This window comes from Flavobacterium sp. 9, from assembly GCF_002754195.1.
Taxonomy (GTDB): domain Bacteria; phylum Bacteroidota; class Bacteroidia; order Flavobacteriales; family Flavobacteriaceae; genus Flavobacterium.
This window is the reverse complement of the sequence record NZ_PEEU01000001.1, coordinates 2,681,002-2,704,449: the sequence shown is the minus strand read 5'-3', so window position 1 is coordinate 2,704,449 and position 23,448 is coordinate 2,681,002. Positions and strand designations below refer to the sequence as shown.

The window sequence follows — 23,448 nt, the reverse complement described above, 5'->3', positions numbered from 1 at the left end:
ATTCTTAGAAATCGTAACGTAGTGAGAAGTTCCAAGTTCTTCCGAAACCAAAGTAAACTTTGTTGTCAGTCGCAAGACCTTTGTAAAGTTGTCCTTTAGAAGCGTAAGTCCCATTTGAACCTGGTACCTGCGTTCCTGTAGTAGGAATGTTATCACTTGCAAAAATGTTTGTAAATGACTCATTGATGAATACTTTATCAAAAACGTTGTTTACGTTAAGTCTAAAGTTTAATGCTCCTAATTTTGGAGCTAATCTCCACTTGTAAGATACGCCAGCGTCAGTAGTCGCGAAACCTGGCAATTCTAATGCACCTTTATTATTAGCAGCAGCAAATTTAGATACGTCGATATTTCCGAATAATTTTTCTGAGTAGTTAAGGTTAGCGTCAACATTAAGACCATCTAAGATTTCGTAAGCAGCTCCAATTGCCATTGTAGTTTGAGCGTTGTTTCCAACTTTAACTCCATCTAAGTATAATGTTTGAGCAGTTCCGCCTGGAAATGGGTTGTTAGCAGCATCAAAACGGTTACTAGTTGCATTTCCATCATATTTGTAGTCACCAATAGAGATCATACCATTAAGTTTCAATTTAGTAAGCACTTTTGCTGTTACATCTAATTCTACTCCTGTATGTGTTTCGTTTACTCCTTGGAAAGTGTAGTATCCTCCTGGGTTATTAGCTTGATCAGTATCTGTTCCAGGTGTAAATCTGTCATTCCATTGTGTGTAATATGCATTTAAGTTTGCATTGAAGATTCCTGAACGGAAACCGTATCCAAGTTCAACAGCTTTTACTTTTTCGTTTGTAAGGTTATCGTTTATAACAGAAGCATTATTAGGATAAACAGCATTGAAAAATGGTTGTTTTGAGTAGTAACCAGCGTTTACAAATACATTATGTTGATCGTTAATGTTGTAGTTTGCTCCAGCTTTAACGTCTCCACCAGCGATGTTTTTGAATTCAGTTTCAGATAATGCGCTATTAGCAGGGTATTTAAAGTGGTCAATTCTTTTGTATCCTTGTTGAGAAACTGCACCTTGAAGGAAAGCTGTTAATTTACCAACAGTATATTCAAATTGTGTAAAAGCACCATAGTAATTTACTTCACTATCATTCCAGTAATTAATTCTATCTTGGTAATCAGTACCTACGAAAGGATTTCCACTTGGTCTTGCCTCGTAAGTAGTACTGAAATATCCAGGGTTGTTGTTTACGTCAAGAGTGTTTTTATAGTTTGTAGCACCATACAAATCAATTAAGTTTTGAAAGTGAATACCTTTGTACATTCTTCCTTCAACACCTATATCCCAAGTTAAGTTGTCAGTAAGTTTTTTGTCTAAGTTAATAACACCACCATACCAGTTGTGTGAGTTAACTGAAGCAATTTGAGAAAGACCAGCAGTATTACCAGCTGAACTTGAAGTATTTTGGTATTCAGCAACTACATTTCCATTTACTGTTCTGTTTACAGATTGTCTTTGTCCTATTGAAGTTACTTGTCCAGAGTTGTAAGCCTGAATTAAGTCAAAGTTAATTAATCCATTAGAATCTCTTAGGTTGTTAGGAGCAGTAGCAGTTGGTACAGTATAAGGGTTTTGACCTTTTATACCACCTGTTGATGTAGTTCCTCCTCCACGACCCCAAGATCCGTAAAGTACTGTAGATAATTTTGTAGTTTCATTAATAGCATAATCCCAGTTTAATGACATTACTGGCTTATGGTAGTAATTTGTTTTTAAAGTAGCTTCTTCGCCATTTCTGTAACCCCAGTCAGAGTTATATTTAATATTTGGATCAGTACCATTACTTCCAAATTTTAAGTAATCACTTAAAAGAGGAGAAGTCGTTCTTTGGTTGTGCCATTGAGGTGCTCCTGTAAATGTAAATTCTAAACTATGTTTGTCGTTGATTTTGTAACCAAACGCCATAAAATAGTTATATCCTTCAAATTTTGTTCCGTCAACGTAACCGTCACCTGCAGTTCTACTGAATAAAACAGAAGCAGAAAGACCGTTTTTCATTAAACCTGTACTGTAAGAAGCTTGAGCTTTAAGGTAGTTATCGTTACCAAAGCTAGATCCAACAGATCCGCCTTCTTTCATGTCAGATGATCTTGTAACAATATTGATTGTTCCTCCAACAGATGAAATAGCAAGTTTTGAAGCTCCTAAACCTCTTTGTACCTGCATTGCAGAAGTTACATCAGAGATACCAGCCCAGTTACTCCAAAATACAGCACTGTTTTCCATGTCGTTAATTGGAACTCCGTTAACCATAACGGCAATATTTTTTTGGTCAAATCCACGAATCGAAATTCTTGAATCTCCGTATCCACCACCAGCTTTTGAAGCATAAACAGATGGAGTGCTTTTTAAGATCTCTGGGAATTCCTGAGAACCTAATTTTTCTTGAATTTCAGCAGCTTTAATAGTAGAAACTGCAACAGGAGTTTTTCTGTCTTTTGCAATATCTACAACACCACTTTTTACAACAATTTCGCTTAATTCGTTAGAATTAGACACTAAAACTATCTTTCCTAAATTTGTAGTTGCACCGTTAGATACAGCAAATTTGATAGTTTGATTTTCGTAACCTAAGTAAGAAATAACGATTTCTCCTGTGCTAGTTGTAGCATCGATAGTAAATTTACCATCAAAATCTGTAGAAGTAGCAGCCGAGGATCCTTTGATCGCAACGTTTGCTCCCGGCAGTGAAGCCACGCCGTCGGTAATAGTACCGGTAATTTTTCCTTGAGAAAATGCGGTTGAAACTATCATGAACAAAAGTCCAGTAAGTAACCAATTTTTCATTGTCTTCATTTGTTATTTAGTTTATTGTTTTTGGCAAAATTATAACAATTAAATCAGATAATGTTATCAAAATGTTAAGAAAAACTAGTTTTATCTAATGTGTTGCGCATTAAAATGATTTTTCATTTTTTCGTTAAATAAAATAATGTTTTCTTGAATTTAAGCTAGTGTTTTTTGTTAAAATCGTAATGATAGTAACTGTGTTGTAAGTTAAAACCCTCAATAACAAACGTTTTAAGTGTTAAAAATAGCTGCTTTATACGAAAAAACGCCTTAATTTACGTTAAATTAAGGCGTTTCAAATAGTTGAGAAATCTTTCTTTATGAAGTTTTATTTGTTCTTCAGGAAATGATTTAGCAAAAATGAAGTTGAGCTGTCGTGGTTCTTAACAGTCTTTGTGTTAATTTCATCCAAAATAGAGTTTGCCAGTTGCTTTCCTAATTCTACTCCCCATTGATCAAAGCTAAAAATGTTCCAGATAACACCCTGAACAAAAATTTTGTGTTCATATAATGCAATCAAAGATCCTAAGCTTTTTGGAGTCAGTTTTTGAATTAAAATTGTATTAGTTGGTTTGTTTCCTGTAAAAACTTTAAAAGGTAATAAGTAAGCTGCTTTTTCTGCAGAAAGCCCTTGTTTGTCAAATTCTGCCTGAACTTGTGCCGGAGTTTTTCCGTTTAATAAAGCTTCAGTCTGAGCAAAAAAGTTCGACATTAATTTATCATGATGATCTTCATTTCCGTAAAGAGGTTTTACGAATCCAATAAAATCAGTCGGAATTAATTTTGTTCCTTGGTGGATTAATTGGAAAAAAGCATGTTGCGAATTCGTTCCAGGCTCTCCCCAAATAATAGTTCCGGTTTGGTAGTTTACAGGTTTTCCGTCACGACCAACACTTTTTCCATTACTTTCCATTGTTGCTTGTTGCAAATACGGAGCAAGTTTTTGTAAATATTGCGTGTATGGAATTAAAGCTTCACTTTCGGCACCAAAGAAATTGTTGTACCAAACACTTAGCAAAGCCAGCGTTACAGGAATATTTTTGTCAAATTCAGCCGATTTGAAATGTTCGTCCATTTCATTCGCGCCTTTTAGCATTTCATTGTAATTGTCAAATCCAATTGCTAAACTAATGCTTAATCCAACTGCACTCCATAAAGAGAATCTTCCTCCAACCCAATCCCACATTGGGAAAACATTGTCAGGATTAATTCCAAATTCTGTTACTTTTTGAATATTTGTTGAAACTGCCACAAAATGTTTTGCAATATCTTCTTGTGATGCTGATTTCAAAAACCATTCTTTGATAGTTTCAGAATTTGATAATGTTTCCTGAGTCGTGAAAGTTTTAGAAACAATCAGGAAAAGAGTTGTTTCAGGATTTAGTTTTTTGATTATTTCGTTAACGTGATCACCATCAACGTTAGAAACAAAATGTAAATTCAATTGATTTTTGTAGAATTGTAAAGCTTCAACCGCCATAACAGGTCCAAGATCAGAACCTCCAATTCCTATATTTACAACATCAGTAAAAGCTTTTCCAGTGAAACCTTTTCTTTCGCCAGAGATAACTTCGTTGCTGAATTGTTTGATTTTATTTTTTACTTCGTAAACTTCAGGAATTACATTTTCGCCATCAACTTTAATAACTGCCGATTCCGGAGCACGCAAAGCAGTATGCAAAACCGCTCTGTTTTCAGTTTGGTTGATAATTGCTCCGTCAAAATATTGAGCAATCGCATCTTTTAGTCCAATTGAATTTGCCAATTCTAGTAAAAGAGAGATCGTTTCAGGAGTAATATTATTTTTAGAATAGTCTACTAAAAAGTCATTCCATTGCAAGTTGAATTTTTCAACACGAGCATTATCTTGTTGAAACAATTCTTGTATCGTAGTTTCGTGAATTGCGTTATAGTGGTTTTGTAGATTTTTCCACGCTTCAGTCCCGGTTGGGTTTGTTGTGTTTAAAGCCATTTTTTAGTTTAATTGAAAATTTGGTTATAAAAACACAAAAATACTGAAATAACTTTTAATAGCTTTAAGGTTCACAATTATATAACAATTAGTTACGAAAACGTTTTATGAATTTGCTTTAGAGTTTTTTCCAGACAACTTCTGCAGTAACAGATTTTCCTCCCTGCGTTGTGTTGGTTACTACATATTTGAGTTGGTTATTCATGAAGGTGTAAGATCTCTTTTGAATTGTTCCTTCCCAGTTTGGAAACGAAGCTGTTTTTATTTTAAAAGTAATAACCTTATTTGCTTCGTCAATTTCAAATTCTCCAAAATGCGAATTGCTTCCCTGAACAATTGCGGCATTTTCTTCGGGAGTACATTTGTTTTTATCTCCTGAAATTATCTTAGGTCTTTCATTTTTATATATTTCAATGGCGTAATTTCCTTTTTCGTCAAAAAACAAAATGCCTTTTGGATTTGCATCATATGGAAGATTTTTTGTTCCATCTGAATTTATGTTTTCAACAGAAACCAAAGTCCATGAACCTAATAATTCCGTTTTTGTTAATGGTTTTGTTTGTGAAATTACCGAGTTAAATATCAAAAGCAAAATCAGAATAGTTGTTGCGTTTTTCATCTTTAAAAATTTTAATAGTTTACTTTAATAATTTCTCCATTTATTGATTCTTCAACACTTTTAGAATAAGCGTTAATTAAATCTTCAATCGGAATGTCTGAAACTTTTCCCGGACTTATCGCATTTATTCTAATTCCTCTTTCTAATTCAAGTGAAGCCGAAAGCACAAAACTGTTAATTCCGCCATTTACAATTGCTTTGCTAATATTGTTCTTTACAGGTTTATCAGCCATTTTACCCGATGTAAGTGTAAATGATCCATTATTGTTTAAATATTTTTGTCCAGTTAAAACTAAATTTACCTGACCTAATAGTTTGTTTTTAATGCCAATATTTAATTTTTCTTCGTCAAGCGAAAGCAAATCTCCTGTATAACAATCGCCCGCAACGCAAATACACGCGTCAATATTTTTAACTTCTCTGAATAATTTTTCGATTGAATTTGTGTCTGATAAATCAATTCTAAAATCACCGCTGTTTCTTCCGGCAGAAATAATTTCATGTTTTTTAGCCAGTTCAGGATGTATTATTTTACCAATTGTTCCGGTGGCTCCAATTAAAAGTATTCTCATTTTATAGATTTTAGTTTGTTATTTGATACAAAATTAAAGAGTTAGCTTTCGCTTAAAATTGTACTTATTGGTACTAAAATTGTATTTTAGCTTAATGACAGACAAAAACCTATATCTTCCTTTTGAAGTGGATTTTAAAGAATTGGAGCAGTTTCCGAAAACAACTCGGAAAAACAATTTCTTTGAATTAATATATGTTGTCGATGGAACTGGAATCCAAATCATCAACAATAATAAATTTCAATATCGAAAAGGGAATCTGTTTCTGGTAACGCCACAAGACGTGCATTCGTTTGAGATTTTAACGCCAACTAAATTCTTTTTTCTTCGGTTTAATGAGTATTATATCAAAACAAATTCTCAAAACGGTCAGGCAGAAACCGTTTTGAGAATGGAGTATATTTTGCAAAATGCCAGTCATCGTCCGGGATGTATATTAAAGAATAAAATAGACAAACCCTTAATTGCTTCACTGATTGAAAGTATTATAAATGAAGAAACCAATCAGCAAATTTATCACCAGAAAATAACGGAGCAAATTGTAAATGCTATTATTACCGTTGTAGCAAGAAATATAGCTTTAAAATTGCCAAAGAATATTAAGGAAACCACTGGCGAAATGGTGCTCGAAATACTGCATTATATTCAAGAGCATATTTTTAATCCAAAGGAATTGAAGGCAGATAGAATAAGTGAACATTTTAATATTTCGCTTCATTATCTTGGGAAATATTTTAAGAAACAAACTGGCGAAACGCTTCAGGAATATATCGCCAATTACAAATTAAGGTTAATTGAAGCCAGACTTTTGAATAGCGATATGCGTATAAATGAAATTGCTGATGAACTTAATTTTTCTGATGAAAGTCATCTGAATAAAGTTTTCAAAAAGCATAAAGGAATGAATCCTTCTGAATTTAGAAAAAAGTTCTGCAAATAATTATTAGTCCATTTATAATATGATTCTAAAGGTTTTGTCTGTTGCTAATAACAGAATTGTCAAAACACAAACTATTAAAGAATTGTAATAATGATTGTATTCCTGATGCGCCATATGTGTTGTGAATGCTCCAATTGCAAATGGGAATAAGAATAAGATACCGGCATTTTTATACTGTGGTTGAAAGATTCCAATTACGATTAGTATAACACCAAATAATTCTAAGATTCCAATTGCAATTGTCCATGTTTTGTTAAATCCCAAAGAAAGCATGCTTTGCATCATAGATTTTTTTTGAAATACTTTGAAGAGAGAAGCGTATCCAAATACGTACAGATAATATGCATAGCTTAACCAGTGAATTGCGATTTTAATTGTTTCCATTTTTCTAATTTTTAGTATCACAAATATATTTTATAACTTGCAATAATATAGATACATACATAATTGTATGGTACAAACAAAAAAGTAAGTATGGATGTTAGAAAGGAAAATTCAACAAATAATATAAATGAGATTTATTGGAAAGAAAACTGTGGAATCGCATTTACTTTATCTGTAATTGGCGGAAGATGGAAAATCAATATTCTAACATTTCTATTAAATGAGCAGAAACTTAGATATAGCGAATTGAAAAACAGACTTGTTGGAATTTCTGAACGAATGCTTATTGCGAAACTGAAAGAATTAGAAAAAGATAATTTGGTGAATCGAATCGTGCATCATCAGGTTCCTCCAAAAGTTGAATACGAGTTAACCGAACTTGGTCGTTCTCTTAAAGAAATTCTGGTTTTAATGGATTCGTGGGGAGAATCTAATGTTGAAAAATAAAGATATTCAGATTTGAAGAAAGTTAGAACTTATTTTATAGATCGTTAATCTGAATTTTTGGTGGTTATTATAATTGCGCCACCATTTTCTTTTTCATTATATATAATCCGACTACTATTTTGATTTAAAAAGTTTAAACTTTTGATGTCTGATTTTTTGAGCGGTAATAATATGGTATCTTGTTTTTTGTCGTATTCAAAAGGAATTCCATTTATGACAATTAAAGGAGATTCGTTAATTTGATTTTCTTCAAAAACTTTATTGACCATTTCTGAAACATAATATCTGTTTTTCTCCGTGTCATTTAAAACAAAAGCGTGTGGATGAGAACAACCGAATAGTGTTGCAGATAAAATTATTAATAAAGAGGATTTCATCGATTGCGATTTAAGAAGATGTTGTTTTTGAATAAAAAAGAATCACCAAATTTTCCACCAAGGCTTTTTGTTAACCTCGATAGTTTTATTGTGTGCGTCAATTTCGATTCTTTTTGGTTCTTCAATTTTGATTTTCGAATCATCAAAAAATAGTTCTCCATTAATACTCATTCCAAGTGGAGTTTCAGTTCTTTGTCTCCATTCTGCGGTTTGCAATGATGGAATTAAGTCTGAATTGAACTTATCTCTAAACTTTTTTCTTGCTTTTTCTATAATTTCTTCCTCGAGGTTCGAAGATGAATTCTTGAAAAGCGAAATTGAATTATCAGGAATGTTCAACAGAAAAATTTGCGTTTTGTTTTCAATTTTCTGAATGTCCAGTACTTTAAAATAAGCAATTGAACCTAAAAGAAAATGACCAATCTTTGCTGAATCCGGATTGAATTTTGATAAATCTTTGGGATGCGCACTTGCAATTAAATATCTAACATTTCCAGATAAGCCGCCACCAATAGAAGACATATCAGTAAAACCTCTTTCCTGAATAATTTGACCGACTTTATAATTTAAAATTAAATTTCCCGGAAGATTGGTGTCTCTGTAAAATAGTCTTAAGCCTGAAAATGTTTCGTTATAAATTGTTTTAAGACGTGCATTTTTCATGTTTTACAGATTGTTTAATTGTATTACTTTTTTTGGCTCTGAAAAGTTTGAAATTTTAGGAGTTGAATGCTCCGGTATTAGATAAAATTTTTAATATAAGCGCAATCGGAAAAATAATTATACTGATCAAGAATATTCTTTGTCCATTTTTTCTGTCTTCAGCATTATAAGAATAAATTCTCTCTCCATTTGGAAGCGTCTTTTTTGATCTCCACAGAGAATATCCAATGACAATTCCAATTCCGCCGCCTAAAAGTGCAAATAAATATCCGGCAATAATCCAGGCTTTTTGGTTTTCTTCTGGTTTGGCTAAGATTTTTAAGCGCTCTTTTTTTAAGGAAGTTAACATTTCTGTATCGATAGTTTTTCCTCTATCCGTTAAAAGTTTTTGCGCTAGTTTATAATCAAAAACATTCCATTCGTCTGAATTAAGAAGAATTTCATATAATTCCTCGTTTGTAAAATCCAGTAAATAATAATCTTTGTCTATTGTGTCAAGAAGATTTTCGGTGTCTTTTTCAAGAATAACTTCAGCTTTTTCAAAATCTGATGGATCAATTTTTATTTCATATTGATTTTGTAAAGTACTCCCGGAAAAAGAGACATCTAGAGGAGGAATATTATCACCTAAAGCAGTTTTAATATTGTTTTTATTTAATAATAATTCAAGCTCTCTAGCCTGATTTAATGTTGGGAAACTTCGGAAAGCAATAAAATTTTCAATCATAGATTTAGTATTGATTTTTTGGATAAAATGATTTTATAAATTCCCAATACTATCCAATTCTCTTTTCAAAGGTTCCATTTGTTTTAAGAAACGAGTTTTGTCAGATCCGGTCAAAGATTCTCCTGTTGGTAAGTTAAGTCTAAGCGCATCAACCTGAACGCCGTTTTTCCAGAAACGGTAACAAACGTGAGGGCCTGTCGCAAGTCCTGTGCTTCCAACTAATCCAATAGTTTGACCTTGAGTTACACGTTGACCGCGGCGAACCAAAATTCTGGACATGTGTAAATATTGTGTAGAATACGTTCCGTTGTGTTTTACTTTTACAAAGTTTCCGTTTCCTGCGGTATATCCCGTTGCTTCTACAACTCCGGAAGCAGTTGTTGAAATTGGAGTTCCCGTTGGCGCAGCATAATCAGTTCCTTTGTGTGCTTTCCAGGTATGTTGAACTGGGTGAAATCTGTTTGCTGTAAAGCGAGATGTAATTCGGCTGAACTTAATTGGTGTTTTTAGAAAGAAATTTTTCAGCGTTCTTCCTTGGTCATCATAATATTCTACTTTTCCTGAAGTAGTATCTCTTTCAAATGGAAAAGCATAAACGATTTTACCTTTATATTCAAAAAATGCAGCTTCAAGATCTTCAACGCCGTCATAAGTTTTTCCGTTTATAAAACGTTCAGTGAAAATTAATCCATAACGATCTCCTTTTTTAAGTTTGAAGAAATCGATAGACCATGAAAAGACTTTGGTAATTCGGCTGGCAAGTGCAGTTTCCACATTTTCGTTTCCTAAAGTTTCGGATAATGAACTTTTTAAAACGCCGCCAATAATTTTACGTTTTAGTGTTACCGGTTTTACTTTTTTATATGCTTTAGCAATGCTGTCTCTTAAATCGACTACATAATAAGTTAAAGCATCAGGTTGGTAAATGAAAACCTGTAATTTGTTTGTTTTATTTTTAGAGCGAAGAATTGTATAAGGTTTGTTGTATCGAATTGTTCTTACATCAAATGAATCTTTTACTTGTTCTACAATATCATAGACTTTTTTGTCTCCAATATTTTGACTTTGGATGATAGAACCAAAAGAATCTCCTTTTTTTATAGTGTCATTTACAATATTAAAGTCAGCGTAATTAAATCCAAATTCTACCTTTTTAGTCTTTGGTTTACTAATCTTAGTTTCTACTTTCTCCTCGGTTTTATTACAAGAAAATACAGAGAATAATAGTATTATAAGTACGAATGCTTTTTTCAAACTTTTAAATTTTTTAGGAAATTAAGTGGTTGTTTCATTTCCCCAATTGGACAATTCTTCTTCGGTCCACAATTTAGGAAAAAAGATGCGTCTTTGGTATTTTGGATGCATATATTTTTGCCAATCGCTGCCACCAGTGGCTTCGCCGTTTCCTTTTCCGCTTTCTAATATGTATTTTCTTGCAGTATTAAGGTGTTGCATTACCCAAGTAATGTTTACAGTTTTGTCATAATGACGCATTGCCTCAATTAATGAAGTATTTTGTTGATCTTCTTCTGGCAATTGAGTGAATTTTTGCCAGATATTTTTAGTTTTAAAAGTAGACATTTGTCTCAAAAACTGAACTTTGTATTTGTTCTCAAATTCCTGAAGTAAATATGATTTTTCTCCCGTTTGATAATCTTTTCCGGCAGCTTGCCAATACAAATGTTCGAAGGTAGTTTCCAGATCAGTATTTTCGTCAAAGTTTGCTTTGTATCTGCGATCTGTTAAATTGATAACATCTGTCGAAGCAAATTCGATCAATCTATATTGTGCGCTCTGAAAACCACTTGCCGGAGTAAGCGTGTTTCTGAATTTCATATATTGATCTACTTCCATTCCGTTTTCCATGATGCTGAAAGAATTGGTAAGCATATCAAAATAACGAGTGATTCTTGATAATCTTTCGCTGAAAAAATCAACCTGAATATTTTGTGCATCGGCAATCTGATCGATTTCCCACAAAATCATTTTAAAAATTAATTCATTTACCTGATGATACATGATAAACACCATTTCGTCAGGAAGAGTTGTGCGTTGTGTTTGTAAACTTAAAAGAGCGTCGGTTTGAATGTAATCCCAATAAGTAATTGGTTTAGACCAAAGTAATCCTTCTAATTGAACATCAGTTTTTTGATTTATAGCTTGGAATTTAAGGTCAATTTCTTTTAAAATTGATTCTGAATTATCAGTGATATTCATTATTTTTTTACTTTAAATGGATTTTTTAATCCTTTATATTCGTCAAGATCTGCTTTTAGTGATCCTACGGCAAGATCTGCTTTGATTCTAATTGGAACTTTGTTGTCGTCGTCTGTTATCCAGAGCGTTAAACTTTCTTTTTCTTTAAAGACTCTTCCGGTTTGTACAAGTGGTTTGAAGACCATTGTAGAAACGGTGCCAAATTTAGTCGTAATATCTTGACGGCCTACATATTTTAACTTAAATTTTGTGATTTCGTCGTCAAAAAACATGTCGATTGTAATCGCTTCGCCAGATTTTAATTTGTCAATATTTGGATGGTTTCTCAAATAGTAAAATGAAGAAACGATATCTTGCACATTATCAGTAATGACAATGGTTTTTTCGGTATTTCGTTTGTAGTCTTTTACCAAAACTCTGTTTTCGGCCTGATTAAAAAAACCTTCTTGGTTTTTAGTATAACCGCCTTCGTCGATTTTTCTTACGTAGCGATAAGGAGCTCCGTTTTCTTTGTCAAAATAACTTTCGTAAAGATCTTCTACTTTAAAAAATAATTTTGACATTCCGGTTGTATATCCTTTACCTACAGCATGATGGACTTTTTTATTGTTTATGGTAGCGTCTTTTATTTCGAGAGTTGCATATCCGGCATTTATGATTCCGTAATGAATTCTGAATTTAAAATATTCTCCCGTGCCAAAAGCATCTTCTTTGTAGGTGTCGAAGGAAAGTGTCGTTAGAATTAATATGATGAGGATGAGCTTTTTCATAGTACAATTTTTACATTTCATTATAAAGGTAAATAAATGCAAATTCTATTCCAAATGTACCAAAACAAAAAAACTCAGTCAAGGAATGACTGAGTTTTTATGCTATTAACTAACCAAAAAACTATAAATTATGAAATTTATATCAATTCAGAAGGAAACCACCCCTTCTTGATTTGCGAGTGCAAAGATATACAGAAAGTTCAATAAAGATATAGTAAAAGGTAAGTTTAACATAACATTTGCATAAAAAGCATGCTTTTTCAGAGAATTCCTCTGTATAATGTAAAAATTTTGCGTTTTTACAATGTTCCTCTCAATTCTTGTTCTCTCTCAATCGACTCAAAAAGGGCTTTAAAGTTCCCTGCACCGAATCCTTTTGCTCCCATTCTTTGAATAATTTCGAAAAATAGCGTTGGTCTGTCCTGAACTGGCTTAGTAAATATCTGTAATAAATATCCATCTTCGTCTGCATCGACCATGATGGCAAGTTTCTCAATTTCGTTCAAATCTTCTTTCATCATATCCATGTGAACGCCTAATCTTTCTGGGATTGCCTGATAATAAGTATGAGGCGGAGCAGATAAAAACTCAACTCCACGAGATTTTAAGTCAGAAACTGTTTTGATAATATCATCTGTTGCAATAGCAATGTGCTGAATTCCAGGTCCACCGTAGAAATCTAAATATTCTTCGATTTGTGATTTTTTCTTTCCTTCGGCTGGTTCGTTGATTGGAAATTTAATTCTTCCGTTTCCGTTTGACATTACTTTACTCATCAAAGCCGAATATTCAGTGTTGATTTGTTTGTCATCGAATGATAGGAAATTTACAAATCCCATAACTTCTTCGTAGAATTTTACCCAAGTATTCATTTCATTCCAACCCACATTTCCAACCATGTGATCAATATATTTTAATCCTGTTGGTGCTGGATTATAGTCAGATTTCCATTCTTTGTAACCTGGTAAGAAAACACCGTTGTAGTTTTTTCTTTCTACAAAAATATGAACAGTTTCTCCGTAAGTGTAAATTCCGGAACGAACTACTTCTCCAAATTCATCTGATTCTACAGTTGGTTCCATGAACGAACGAGCTCCACGTTTCATCGTTTCTTCGTAAGCGCTTCTGGCGTCTTCAACCCAAAGTGCAGCAACTTTTACTCCGTCACCGTGTTTTTGAAGATGCGCATGAATTGGAGAATCTTGTGTTAATGGTGTAGTTAAAACGATTCTGATTTTATCTTGTTTCAAAACATAAGATGCTTTGTCTTTAACTCCGGTTTCTAATCCGGCGTAAGCTAATGACTGATATCCGAAAGCTGTTTTGTAATAATGTGCAGATTGTTTTGCGTTTCCTACATAGAATTCTACATAATCTGTTCCTAATAATGGAAGGAAATCTTGTGCTCCTTCAAAGATTTTTTCTAATCCGTATTCTACTGATTTTACTTCTTTTGACATGATGTTTATTTGTTTAATCGGTAAATCGTTTATTTGATTTGTCGAAATGTTGTTTTAAGATTTGATTTTTTTTTAACCGCAAAGTACGCAAAGGCAAATCGCAAGGTTCGCAAAGTTATTCATGGCGATCTTTGCGTAAAATCCTTGCGAACTTTGCTGTTAGATCGAAAGTGAAATTACTCAGTCCAAGATTTATAATACTGACCATCGTCAAGTCCCATTGCTTCTTCCGTAACCATTAATGGGCGGAAAGTATCAACCATAACGGCTAATTCATGAGTTTCTTTATGACCAATACTACGTTCCATTGCGCCTGGTGCTGGACCATGCGGAATTCCTTTTGGGTGTAAAGTGATGTGACCTTGCTCTATATTATTACGACTCATAAAATCGCCATCAACATAATATAATACTTCGTCAGAATCTATATTGCTGTGATTGTATGGCGCCGGAATTGCTTTCGGGTGATAATCGTAAAGTCTAGGGCAGAATGAACAAACGACAAAAGTTGCCGTTTCGAAAGTTTGATGTACCGGAGGCGGTTGGTGAACACGTCCCGTTATTGGTTCGAAATTATGAATCGAAAATCCATATGGAAAATTGTAACCGTCCCAACCCACAACGTCAAAAGGATGTGTAGCATAAACGACTTCGTGAATCATTCCTTCTTTTTTGATTTTGATTAAAAAATCACCTTTTTCGTCATGGGTTTCCAATTCGTTTGGCAAAATAAAATCACGTTCGCAAAATGGCGAATGTTCTAAATGTTGACCTGATTGGTTTTTATAACGTTTTGGAGTATAAAAAGGAGAATAAGACTCGACATAAAAAAGACGATTTTCCTCGGTTTCAAATTCTATTTGGTAAATAATGCCTCTTGGAATAATTAAGTAATCACCATATTCAAATGGAATATTCCCGAGCATGGTTCTTAATTTTCCTTTTCCTTTATGGATGAAAAGCATTTCATCGGCATCGGCATTTTTGTAGAAATAATTTCTAAGAGATTCTTTTGGAGCTGCCAATCCTATAATGCAATCTTTGTTGACTAACATTGGTTTGCGGCTGTCCAGAAAATCATTTTCAGGTTTTAATTCAAAACCTTTAAAAAGTAATGATTTTATATTTTTTCCGATTGCAATTTTTGGTTCAACCGAATAGGAGTTTAAAATTTCCTTAACCTGCGTTGGTCTGTGAACATGATAAGAAAGTGACGAATGTCCGTGAAAACCTTCGGTTCCAAATAATTGTTCGTAGTAGAAACCTCCGTTTGGTTTTTCGAATTGGGTGTGTCTTTTTTGAGGGAAATCTCCAAGTTTATGATATAATGGCATGGCTTTTCTATTAGATAATTTGTAAATTAGATAATTCGAAAAATTTGAATTGTGTGAACAGATAATTAGTTCAATTCTTAAAATTGCCTAATCATCTCAATTCGATAGCTTCACTCAGGATTTCTCTTGATGAGGAATTGAAGATATTCTAATAAACCTGTCCATTTTGTTTTCATTATAACAAATGTCGTAATTTTTATTGAGTAAAATTATAAATTATATCATTTATAAACCTAACATATTTCAATTTTTTTTGATATAAATTTTACAGAGTATAAAAATAGTAGGTTTTTATTGCACTATTAGTTAAAAGAGTATTAAAATGAAAACCCGATACTAAACCACGTAAAACTTTTTGAAAGTTCCGGCGACCACGATTGCTTAACTTCGATTGGGCCAATAATAGTTTCTAATCCGTAACCTACAGTATAACCAGAATATTTGGGCATTGAAACCCAATCTACCGTGGTAAAAATATCATCGCCTAAGTTGGCAAAATTGGCAGAAAGGTTAACGTGATTCTTTTTGAAAATTTCATAATCTAAAGTAATATCAGTTTTTATGAAACTGTTTCCTGCAATACTTAAGAAATCATATCCATAGAAATAATTGAAATTATTGATTTTGTTGTAACCGTAACCACCCAATATAAAATCGAAGAAAGGTACGCTGTCACTACCAATATTAAATCCGGCATCTGCACCAATTTTAATTGTAGCTCTTCTGAATAATGTTTTTGCAAGGGCAATTTCGGCTTTGGCAATAGAGAAAGGTTTGAAATTTTTGGTATAATCTGATGATGCTAAATAGGTTTGTAAATCCGTAGAGAAATATAATCCCGAGTGCGGAAAGGTTTTTTTATCGAAAGAATCATATTTTAAATATCCAAAGACGCTAAAATAATTACTCTTATCAATAATGTTTTCTGCATTGGAAAGAGTAGGAGAGTTTATCTTTAAATATTTGTATTCAACTCCTCCGCCCATTAAAAATTTTTGTACAAAAATGGTTTGAAAATATGCCTGATTCGTCAAATCAAGAAAGTCAACATTTATTAGATTAAGATTTGGATTTGCTCCGGTTAAATTGCTAATACTCGTCGTAACATTTCGGTTAAACTGATTCAATCGAGATCGGAATCCAAAGCTGATATTGAAACCATTTTCGACATAATAGTTCAAATCATATCTAAAATTATCTCCTAAAATAATGTCAAGCGAAGTAATATCATTTTTTAAGAATGTTTTTTTATGCGTAAGATTCAGTAGAATTCCACTTTTGTAAAGACCATCATAATGCAATCCAAGTTTTAAAAAAGTTTGCGTTGGATTTTCTTTCAATACAAGATCAAGATCGTCATTATTACCATCCGGTTGAAGGCAATATGAAATTGTACTAAAGTTTTGAGTTGCATTTATATTATTGATTCCCGCTTTTAAATCGTCATAAGTTATGGTGCTTCCGGGTTTGAAACGCAATTTACCATTGATGTATTCTTTGGTATAATTGTCTAATTTATCACTGTTTATTTTATTAATTTCAAGTGTGTCAGAGCTAATTTTTAGCTTTGGTTTTTTGTAGAAATTATCTTCATTGACCAATGATTTAATTTTTTCATAAACGGCAAAAGCAGCTTCTTCACCTTTTCGGATGATTTCTTCGCCTTTGTCAAAAGAGATTACTCCATAATCCCGAATATCCGGCTTGATGTAAATATCAGTGTCTTTTATTTTGCTTTTCATTTTATCAATCGATTGTAGATTGGTAATTTGAACCAGAATTCGGGTAGCGTTTTTAAGATTTTTACGATTCATTAAATCGTCCTGAACATCAACGCCAATAATTATATCAGCGCCAAGATTGCGTACTTCTTTTATAGGATAATTGTTGACAACGCCTCCATCGACTAATAAGTTTCCATCAATTTCGACCGGAGTAAATAACGACGGAAATGCCGCACTCGCCATCATTGCCTGAACAAGATTTCCTTTATTCAGTAAAACTTCTTCGCCGGTTTCAATATTGGTTCCAATACATAAAAACGGAGTTGGGAGTTTATTAAAATCGCGAACATGACGCACATTTCGAGTTAAACTACTCAATAAATTATAATTGTACATTCCTTTAGAAAGTGCTTCGGGAATTCCAACTTTAAAATTACTAAACGGCAAAACGATTGCGTACAATTCATCATTTTTTTTACCGTAAAAGTTTTTAGACGAACGCGGAATATAATCGTTTATTAATTCGTCGAAATTGGTTTTTTTGAAAATAGAATCAATTTGCGAAGCATTATAACCAGAAGCATAAAGTCCGCCAATTACAGATCCCATACTGGTTCCGCCAATATAATCGATTTTGATTCCGGCTTCTTCCAGAACTTTCAGAACACCAATATGTGCAAATCCTTTTGCGCCTCCGCCACTTAAAACCAATCCGATTTTTGGTCTTTTAATACTGTCTTGTTTTTTATCTTGTGAAAAAGTATTTTGTGTGCTGAATAATAAAAGCGCTGAAAAAACCGCCGTCACGCCCCAGATGGAAATGGAAAATGGCGAGTGACAAAACGATATTTTTTCCTGCAAAAAAAGAGCGACTTTAGAAGCTCCTTTTATTGGAGTAGAAAAAAATCGTTTTGACCGAGTATTTGTAATGAACAGCTGGATTAGGCGCATAATAGCTAGTTGGTTTTGTAAAAGTCGACAATTTTTTTGGCTTTTGATACTCCAATTACATCCGAAATTTCTTTTTCTGATGCTAGTTTCAATCTTTTAACACTTTTGAAATGTTGTATTAACGTTAGCATGGTTTTTTCTCCAATTCCCGGTATACTTTCTACAGACGAGTTCAAGGCAGCTTTGCTACGTTTGTCGCGATGAAAGGTGATTCCAAAACGGTGCGCTTCATTTCGCAATTGCTGAATTACCTTTAATGTTTCCGATTTTTTATCCAAATATAACGGGATAGAATCTCCGGGATAAAAAAGTTCTTCGAGTCGTTTTGCAATTCCAATAATCGCAATTTTTCCGCGTAAACCTAATTCATCGATACTTTTTAAAGCAGCAGATAATTGCCCTTTTCCACCGTCGATAATAATCAATTGCGGAAGAGGTTGATTTTCGTCTAATAATCTTTTGTAACGGCGATACACGATTTCGGTCATCGAAGCAAAATCGTCCGGACCTTCAACGGTTTTTACATTAAAATGACGATAATCTTTTTTGCTTGCTTTTCCGTCTTTAAAAACCACACAAGCCGCAACCGGATTTGTTCCCTGAATATTCGAGTTATCAAAACATTCGATATGTCGCGGTTCAACATGTAAACGCAAATCTTTTTGCATTTGCGCCATGATTCGATTCGTGTGTCGATCAGGATCTACAATTTGCAATTGTTTGAGTTGTTCGATTCGGTAAAACTTAGCATTTCGAATCGATAAATCTAATATCTGTTTTTTATCTCCGAGTTGAGGAACGGTTGTTTTGATGTTTTCGCCCAAATCAATTTCAAACGGAACAATTATTTCTTTTGATAATAACTGAAAACGCTCGCGAAGTTCTATAATTGCCAATTCTAAAAGCTCTTCGTCAGTCTCGTCCAGTTTTTTCTTCATTTCTAAAGTATGCGAACGAATAATTGATCCGTGTGATATTTGCAGGAAGTTTACATAAGCCGCACTTTCATCAGAGACAATCGAGAAAACATCAATATTGGTAATCTTCGGATTTACAATCGTAGATCTTGACTGATAATTTTCAAGAACTTCGATTTTTTCTTTGATTTTTTGAGCTTCTTCAAATTGTAAATTCTGCGCATATTTTGTCATTAAACGCTTGAAGTCTTTCATGCTTTCCTTGAAATTTCCTTTCAGAATCTCGCGAATCGCATCGACTTGTTTTTGATAATCTTCCAGAGACTCAAAGCCTTCGCATGGACCTTTGCAATTGCCAATATGATATTCCAGACAAACTTTGAACTTGCCTGAATCTATATTTGATTTACTTAAATCATAATTGCAAGTTCTAAGCGGATACAATTCTTTGATTAACTCTAAAATTGTATGTACAGTTTTGAAACTTGTATAAGGTCCAAAATATTCAGAACCATCTTTGACCATTCTTCGGGTAGAAAATATTCTCGAAAAAGGTTCTTTTTTGATGCAAATCCAAGGATAACTTTTGTCATCGCGCAACAATACATTATAGCGTGGCTGTAAAGTTTTGATTAAATTGTTTTCTAATAAAAGTGCATCGGTTTCGGTAGGAACGACGATGTGTTTTATGGTCACAATTTTTTTTACCAGAACATTCGTTTTGGCAGTATCGTGAATTTTATTGAAATAAGAAGAAACTCTTTTTTTAAGATTTTTCGCTTTTCCAACATATAAGATCTTCCCGTCTTTATCATAATATTGATACACACCGGGATTGTCCGGCAAGGTTTGGATTTGAAGATCTAAGGACGGTTTTTGCATTCTGTTTTGTTTCTGAAGATAACTGAAAAGCGTTTTCAAAAACCATTCCGATTTCTGTAAAAAGCTTAACATTGATTTAGTTTCAAATTTACGAAATCCAAAGAATAATTTCTATATTTAGATTTTATAATTCCATATGAAAAATAATACGCCCCTGGTTATTTTTGACGAAGCCATTTTGCCCGGAGAAAGCAAAACGATAAACGTCGAAATTGCTCGTTTGCACACCACTACAAAACTTAATATTCCGGTTATTGTACGCCGCTCAAAAATTGAAGGTCCGGTAGTTTTATTCTCCGCCGGAATTCATGGCGACGAAATTAACGGAGTCGAAATCGTCAGACAGATCATCAGCAAAAAAATTAATCGTCCGGCAAGAGGAACTATTATTTGTATTCCGATTATCAATATGTACGGTTTCGTCAATAAATCACGCGAGTTTCCTGACGGAAGAGATTTAAATCGTGTTTTTCCGGGAAGCAAAAAAGGTTCTTTGGCGAGTAGATTTGCCTATCATATTGTTGCGCAGGTTTTGCCAATTATAGATTATGCTGTCGATTTTCATGCCGGAGGAGCCAGCCGATTTAATGCGCCACAAATAAGAATCACAGAAAATAATCCCGAATTGAAACTTCTGGCAGATGTTTTTAATGCGCCGTTTACACTTTATTCTAAAAATATTGGTGGTTCTTTTAGAAATACCTGCGAAAAAGCAAATGTGAAAATGCTTCTTTTTGAAGGTGGAAAATCATTGGACATTAATGATTTAGTTGCAAATGAAGGTGTGATGGGAGTGAAGCGTTTATTGAATTATCTAAAAATGCTTGATCCAAAACATATCGTTGAAGAAGCAGAAGATCCTTCGATATATATTAAAAATTCTGTTTGGCTGCGTGCAAAATGTTCCGGTTTATTGCATGATTACAATAGAATTGGACGTTTTGTGACCAAAGGAACTATTTTGGCAATTATAACAGATCCGTTTGGTAAATTTGAACAAAAAGTAAAAGCACCTCACGACGGATTTGTGATCAACGCTAATCATTCGCCAATTGTGTACGAAGGTGATGCGATTTATCATATGTCTAAAAATAGCCTCGATAATGCCGACGAATAAAAAAGAATTACGACTACACTATAAAACTCTTCGAAAACAACTTTCTGAAAATGATATCGAAGAAAAGAGTTTGGCTATAGCCAATAATTTAATTGGGTTGCCTATTTGGGATAAAACGTATTACCATGTTTTTCTACCTATCGAAGAACAAAAAGAAGTAAATACCGAATACATTTTACATTTATTATCCGGAAAAGACAAAGAAATTGTGGTTTCTAAAAGTGATTTTGAAACCCGCGGAATGTCTCATTTTTTATTGACTGATAGTACTAAAATAAAGAAAAACGAATACAATATTCCCGAACCTGTAAATGGTTTGCCAGTTCCATCAGAAACTATCGATGTGGTTTTTGTTCCGCTTTTGGCTTTTGATATTTTAGGAAACAGAGTTGGTTACGGAAAAGGTTTTTATGATAAATTTCTATCCGAATGTAAACCTGAAACCATCAAAATTGGTCTTTCCTTTTTTGAATCCGAAGATCAAATCGAAGATGTTTTTGAATCTGATGTAAAATTGGATTATTGTATTACACCTCAAAAAATATATACTTTTTAGATTTTAACCATATTCTGTAGAGGCGCACAGCAGTGCGTCTTACGCAAAGTTGGTCAATATGCTGGACGTAGACGCACTGCTGTGCGCCTCTACGATATGCCGGCGTAGATAATTTATGTTATAAATAAAAATCATAATAAGCGGCAAATAAACTTAAATTTACTTATATCACTTATATGGTTTAGAAAAATATATGCATTTCAAATAAACTTTTATCATTTGATAAAGCCTTTAAAAATGCGCATTTTTTTACTTTAGAAAACTTTATTTTTTCATTAGCCAAAATTTAAGAAAATTCTTGGCACCAAATTTGGATTGGCGAAAATCGCAGATAATCTTCACTAGTACATCCGGAATGCTGGTCGTTATTTGAGAGTAAATCATTCACTAATTTCTAAAATTTATTTTAAATGAAAAATAAAGCTTTTTATTTGATGGCATTCCTTTTACTTATTTTAGTTAGTTGTAAAAAACAAGATGCCGAAGCCGTAGAGACAATGGATATGACAGTTGTTTCGACCGATGAACTTCCAGAAGAAAACATTTCAGATCCTAATACTGAAAGCTATGCCGGACTTGAAGAAAATCCTTTTGAGTCTCCACAAAAATCACCACTTTCTACTTTTTCTATCGATGTTGATAATGCATCGTATACCAATATTCGCCGATTTATTAACGAAGGACAAAAGGTTCCAAAAGATGCAGTTCGTGTCGAGGAAATGATGAATTTCTTCAAGTACAATTATCCACAGCCAGAAGGACAACATCCGTTTTCGATTAACACGGAATTAAGCGATAGTCCGTGGAATAAAAATTGTCAACTATTGAAAATTGGTTTACAGGGAAAAAATATTCCAATGACTAATTTGCCCGCTTCAAACCTTGTGTTTCTAATTGATGTTTCGGGTTCGATGGATGAATCTAATAAACTTCCATTATTAAAAGAATCGATGAAGATTTTGGTGAAAGAACTTCGTCCGCAGGATAAAGTTTCGATTGTAGTTTATGCCGGTTCTGCGGGTGTTGTTTTAGAACCGACTTCAGGCGATGAAAAAGAGGAGATTTTAGAGGCTTTTGATAATTTAAGTGCTGGCGGAAGTACAGCTGGAGGAGAAGGAATTGAACTTGCTTATAAACTTGCTCAGGAAAACTTTATAAAAGAAGGAAATAACCGTGTTGTTATTGCTACAGATGGTGATTTTAATGTTGGAGCATCTTCTGATGTGGAAATGGAAAAACTAATCGAAGAGAAAAGAAAATCAGGTGTTTTCTTAACTGTTTTAGGATATGGAATGGGAAATTTCAAGGACAGCAAAATGGAAATCCTTGCCGATAAAGGAAACGGGAATTATGCTTATATTGATAATATTCAGGAAGCCAATCGTTTTCTGGGAAAAGAATTCAAAGGTTCGATGTTTGCCATTGCTAAAGATGTAAAGATTCAAATCGAATTTAATCCAAAGCACGTTCAGGCTTACCGATTAATTGGATATGAAAACAGAAAATTAAATGCAGAGGATTTTAAAAATGATAAAATCGATGCCGGAGAATTAGGAAGCGGTCACACCGTTACGGCTTTATATGAAATTATTCCAACAGGCGTTGAAAGCGATTATGTTCCTTCAGATTTAAAATACACAAAAGTAAGTCAGAATGATTCCGGGAATGGTAATGAATTGGCAACGATTAAATTTAGATATAAAAAACCTGATGGTGATAAAAGTATCGAAATGGTAAGTACAATCGGTACGAAGAAAGTTGCTTTAGACGAAAGTTCTTCAGACTTTAAATTTACAACCGCAGTTGCCTGGTTTGGATTAAAATTGAGAGATTCAAAATTTATAGCAAACACTTCTACTTCGGATATAAAAAGATTAGCTAAATCAGGTTTATCAAATGACGAAGATGGTTACAAAGCCGAGTTCATTAGATTGGTTGATGCCGTAAATTAGACAAAAACTAAAAACAGAAAAATCCCAAATTCCAATATTATAATTGGAATTT

General features: G+C 33.4%; 20 protein-coding genes. 5 read left to right on the top strand and 15 right to left on the bottom strand.

Going from position 1 to position 23,448, the window contains the following annotated elements; all coding sequences use genetic code 11:
* Positions 1-4 precede the first annotated feature (4 nt).
* The 4 genes from CLU81_RS11105 to CLU81_RS11090 form a co-directional block, all read right to left on the bottom strand.
* Positions 5-2,812 carry a TonB-dependent receptor gene (locus tag CLU81_RS11105; RefSeq protein WP_369804791.1) on the bottom strand — a complete coding sequence of 936 codons (2,808 nt, stop codon included), beginning with the start codon at positions 2,810-2,812 and terminating at the stop codon, positions 5-7.
* A gap of 331 nt (positions 2,813-3,143) precedes the next feature.
* Complete coding sequence (gene pgi, locus CLU81_RS11100; protein WP_099709857.1) at positions 3,144-4,787, bottom strand: glucose-6-phosphate isomerase; 1,644 nt, start codon at positions 4,785-4,787, stop codon at positions 3,144-3,146.
* 118 nt (positions 4,788-4,905) lie between these two features.
* On the bottom strand, positions 4,906-5,406 hold the full coding sequence (locus CLU81_RS11095; RefSeq protein ID WP_099709856.1) for a lipocalin-like domain-containing protein: 501 nt from the start codon (positions 5,404-5,406) through the stop codon (positions 4,906-4,908).
* An 11-nt stretch (positions 5,407-5,417) separates the two neighbouring features.
* Positions 5,418-5,978 carry a short chain dehydrogenase gene (locus CLU81_RS11090; protein WP_099709855.1) on the bottom strand — a complete coding sequence of 187 codons (561 nt, stop codon included), beginning with the start codon at positions 5,976-5,978 and terminating at the stop codon, positions 5,418-5,420.
* A 94-nt stretch (positions 5,979-6,072) separates the two neighbouring features.
* Here CLU81_RS11090 and CLU81_RS11085 point away from each other — a divergent pair, with 94 nt between their 5' ends.
* Positions 6,073-6,918: an AraC family transcriptional regulator gene (locus tag CLU81_RS11085; RefSeq protein ID WP_099709854.1), complete on the top strand. Its 846-nt coding sequence runs from the start codon at positions 6,073-6,075 to the stop codon at positions 6,916-6,918.
* A 12-nt stretch (positions 6,919-6,930) separates the two neighbouring features.
* Here CLU81_RS11085 and CLU81_RS11080 read toward each other — a convergent pair whose 3' ends face one another.
* Positions 6,931-7,302, bottom strand: coding sequence for a DoxX family protein (locus CLU81_RS11080; protein WP_099709853.1), 372 nt, complete (start codon positions 7,300-7,302; stop codon positions 6,931-6,933).
* Positions 7,303-7,392: 90 nt separating this feature from the next.
* On the opposite strand from CLU81_RS11080, the gene CLU81_RS11075 reads away from it, so the two are divergent.
* Positions 7,393-7,749, top strand: coding sequence for a helix-turn-helix domain-containing protein (locus CLU81_RS11075; RefSeq protein ID WP_099712727.1), 357 nt, complete (start codon positions 7,393-7,395; stop codon positions 7,747-7,749).
* A 44-nt stretch (positions 7,750-7,793) separates the two neighbouring features.
* Here the strand turns inward: CLU81_RS11075 and CLU81_RS11070 are convergent, their stop codons facing one another.
* From CLU81_RS11070 to uvrC, 10 genes are all read right to left on the bottom strand, one after another.
* Entirely contained in the window at positions 7,794-8,126 is a 333-nt protein-coding gene (locus CLU81_RS11070; RefSeq protein ID WP_099709852.1) for a hypothetical protein, read from the bottom strand.
* Positions 8,127-8,168: 42 nt separating this feature from the next.
* Entirely contained in the window at positions 8,169-8,789 is a 621-nt protein-coding gene (locus CLU81_RS11065; RefSeq protein ID WP_099709851.1) for a hypothetical protein, read from the bottom strand.
* A gap of 55 nt (positions 8,790-8,844) precedes the next feature.
* Positions 8,845-9,516, bottom strand: a complete 672-nt coding sequence (locus CLU81_RS11060; RefSeq protein ID WP_099709850.1) for a hypothetical protein — start codon at positions 9,514-9,516, stop codon at positions 8,845-8,847.
* A 33-nt stretch (positions 9,517-9,549) separates the two neighbouring features.
* Positions 9,550-10,770 carry a peptidoglycan DD-metalloendopeptidase family protein gene (locus CLU81_RS11055; protein WP_099709849.1) on the bottom strand — a complete coding sequence of 407 codons (1,221 nt, stop codon included), beginning with the start codon at positions 10,768-10,770 and terminating at the stop codon, positions 9,550-9,552.
* Positions 10,771-10,791: 21 nt separating this feature from the next.
* The gene (locus tag CLU81_RS11050; protein WP_099709848.1) at positions 10,792-11,733 is read right to left on the bottom strand and encodes a tryptophan 2,3-dioxygenase family protein; all 942 of its coding nucleotides are present in this window, start codon (positions 11,731-11,733) and stop codon (positions 10,792-10,794) included.
* A complete protein-coding gene (locus CLU81_RS11045) occupies positions 11,733-12,503 on the bottom strand; it encodes a DUF3108 domain-containing protein (RefSeq protein ID WP_099712726.1) in 771 nt (256 codons plus the stop codon). The genes CLU81_RS11050 and CLU81_RS11045 overlap by 1 nt, the downstream gene beginning before the upstream one ends.
* A 299-nt stretch (positions 12,504-12,802) precedes the next feature.
* Positions 12,803-13,963: a 4-hydroxyphenylpyruvate dioxygenase gene (gene hppD, locus CLU81_RS11040; RefSeq protein ID WP_099709847.1), complete on the bottom strand. Its 1,161-nt coding sequence runs from the start codon at positions 13,961-13,963 to the stop codon at positions 12,803-12,805.
* Positions 13,964-14,139: 176 nt separating this feature from the next.
* The gene (locus tag CLU81_RS11035) at positions 14,140-15,297 is read right to left on the bottom strand and encodes a homogentisate 1,2-dioxygenase (RefSeq protein ID WP_099709846.1); all 1,158 of its coding nucleotides are present in this window, start codon (positions 15,295-15,297) and stop codon (positions 14,140-14,142) included.
* A 317-nt stretch (positions 15,298-15,614) separates the two neighbouring features.
* Entirely contained in the window at positions 15,615-17,972 is a 2,358-nt protein-coding gene (locus CLU81_RS11030) for a patatin-like phospholipase family protein (protein WP_099709845.1), read from the bottom strand.
* Between the two features lie 5 nt (positions 17,973-17,977).
* Positions 17,978-19,771 (bottom strand): excinuclease ABC subunit UvrC, encoded by a 1,794-nt coding sequence (gene uvrC, locus CLU81_RS11025; RefSeq protein WP_099712725.1) that lies wholly within the window; start codon positions 19,769-19,771, stop codon positions 17,978-17,980.
* A gap of 136 nt (positions 19,772-19,907) precedes the next feature.
* Here uvrC and CLU81_RS11020 point away from each other — a divergent pair, with 136 nt between their 5' ends.
* From CLU81_RS11020 to CLU81_RS11010, 3 genes are all read left to right on the top strand, one after another.
* Positions 19,908-20,888, top strand: coding sequence for a succinylglutamate desuccinylase/aspartoacylase family protein (locus tag CLU81_RS11020; protein WP_099709844.1), 981 nt, complete (start codon positions 19,908-19,910; stop codon positions 20,886-20,888).
* Entirely contained in the window at positions 20,875-21,444 is a 570-nt protein-coding gene (locus tag CLU81_RS11015) for a 5-formyltetrahydrofolate cyclo-ligase (protein ID WP_099709843.1), read from the top strand. The genes CLU81_RS11020 and CLU81_RS11015 overlap by 14 nt, the downstream gene beginning before the upstream one ends.
* Before the next feature lie 410 nt (positions 21,445-21,854).
* Complete coding sequence (locus CLU81_RS11010; RefSeq protein ID WP_099709842.1) at positions 21,855-23,396, top strand: VWA domain-containing protein; 1,542 nt, start codon at positions 21,855-21,857, stop codon at positions 23,394-23,396.
* Positions 23,397-23,448: the final 52 nt, after the last annotated feature.

Bases quoted from the DNA above. Each gene is read 5' to 3' on its own strand.
- CLU81_RS11105 (WP_369804791.1), bottom strand. From the start codon at position 2,812: ATGAAAAATTGGTTACTTACTGGACTTTTGTTCATGATAGTTTCAACC.
- pgi (WP_099709857.1), bottom strand. From the start codon at position 4,787: ATGGCTTTAAACACAACAAACCCAACCGGGACTGAAGCGTGGAAAAAT.
- CLU81_RS11095 (WP_099709856.1), bottom strand. From the start codon at position 5,406: ATGAAAAACGCAACAACTATTCTGATTTTGCTTTTGATATTTAACTCG.
- CLU81_RS11090 (WP_099709855.1), bottom strand. From the start codon at position 5,978: ATGAGAATACTTTTAATTGGAGCCACCGGAACAATTGGTAAAATAATA.
- CLU81_RS11085 (WP_099709854.1), top strand. From the start codon at position 6,073: ATGACAGACAAAAACCTATATCTTCCTTTTGAAGTGGATTTTAAAGAA.
- CLU81_RS11080 (WP_099709853.1), bottom strand. From the start codon at position 7,302: ATGGAAACAATTAAAATCGCAATTCACTGGTTAAGCTATGCATATTAT.
- CLU81_RS11075 (WP_099712727.1), top strand. From the start codon at position 7,393: ATGGATGTTAGAAAGGAAAATTCAACAAATAATATAAATGAGATTTAT.
- CLU81_RS11070 (WP_099709852.1), bottom strand. From the start codon at position 8,126: ATGAAATCCTCTTTATTAATAATTTTATCTGCAACACTATTCGGTTGT.
- CLU81_RS11065 (WP_099709851.1), bottom strand. From the start codon at position 8,789: ATGAAAAATGCACGTCTTAAAACAATTTATAACGAAACATTTTCAGGC.
- CLU81_RS11060 (WP_099709850.1), bottom strand. From the start codon at position 9,516: ATGATTGAAAATTTTATTGCTTTCCGAAGTTTCCCAACATTAAATCAG.
- CLU81_RS11050 (WP_099709848.1), bottom strand. From the start codon at position 11,733: ATGAATATCACTGATAATTCAGAATCAATTTTAAAAGAAATTGACCTT.
- CLU81_RS11045 (WP_099712726.1), bottom strand. From the start codon at position 12,503: ATGAAAAAGCTCATCCTCATCATATTAATTCTAACGACACTTTCCTTC.
- hppD (WP_099709847.1), bottom strand. From the start codon at position 13,963: ATGTCAAAAGAAGTAAAATCAGTAGAATACGGATTAGAAAAAATCTTT.
- CLU81_RS11035 (WP_099709846.1), bottom strand. From the start codon at position 15,297: ATGCCATTATATCATAAACTTGGAGATTTCCCTCAAAAAAGACACACC.
- CLU81_RS11030 (WP_099709845.1), bottom strand. From the start codon at position 17,972: ATGCGCCTAATCCAGCTGTTCATTACAAATACTCGGTCAAAACGATTT.
- uvrC (WP_099712725.1), bottom strand. From the start codon at position 19,771: ATGCAAAAACCGTCCTTAGATCTTCAAATCCAAACCTTGCCGGACAAT.
- CLU81_RS11020 (WP_099709844.1), top strand. From the start codon at position 19,908: ATGAAAAATAATACGCCCCTGGTTATTTTTGACGAAGCCATTTTGCCC.
- CLU81_RS11015 (WP_099709843.1), top strand. From the start codon at position 20,875: ATGCCGACGAATAAAAAAGAATTACGACTACACTATAAAACTCTTCGA.
- CLU81_RS11010 (WP_099709842.1), top strand. From the start codon at position 21,855: ATGAAAAATAAAGCTTTTTATTTGATGGCATTCCTTTTACTTATTTTA.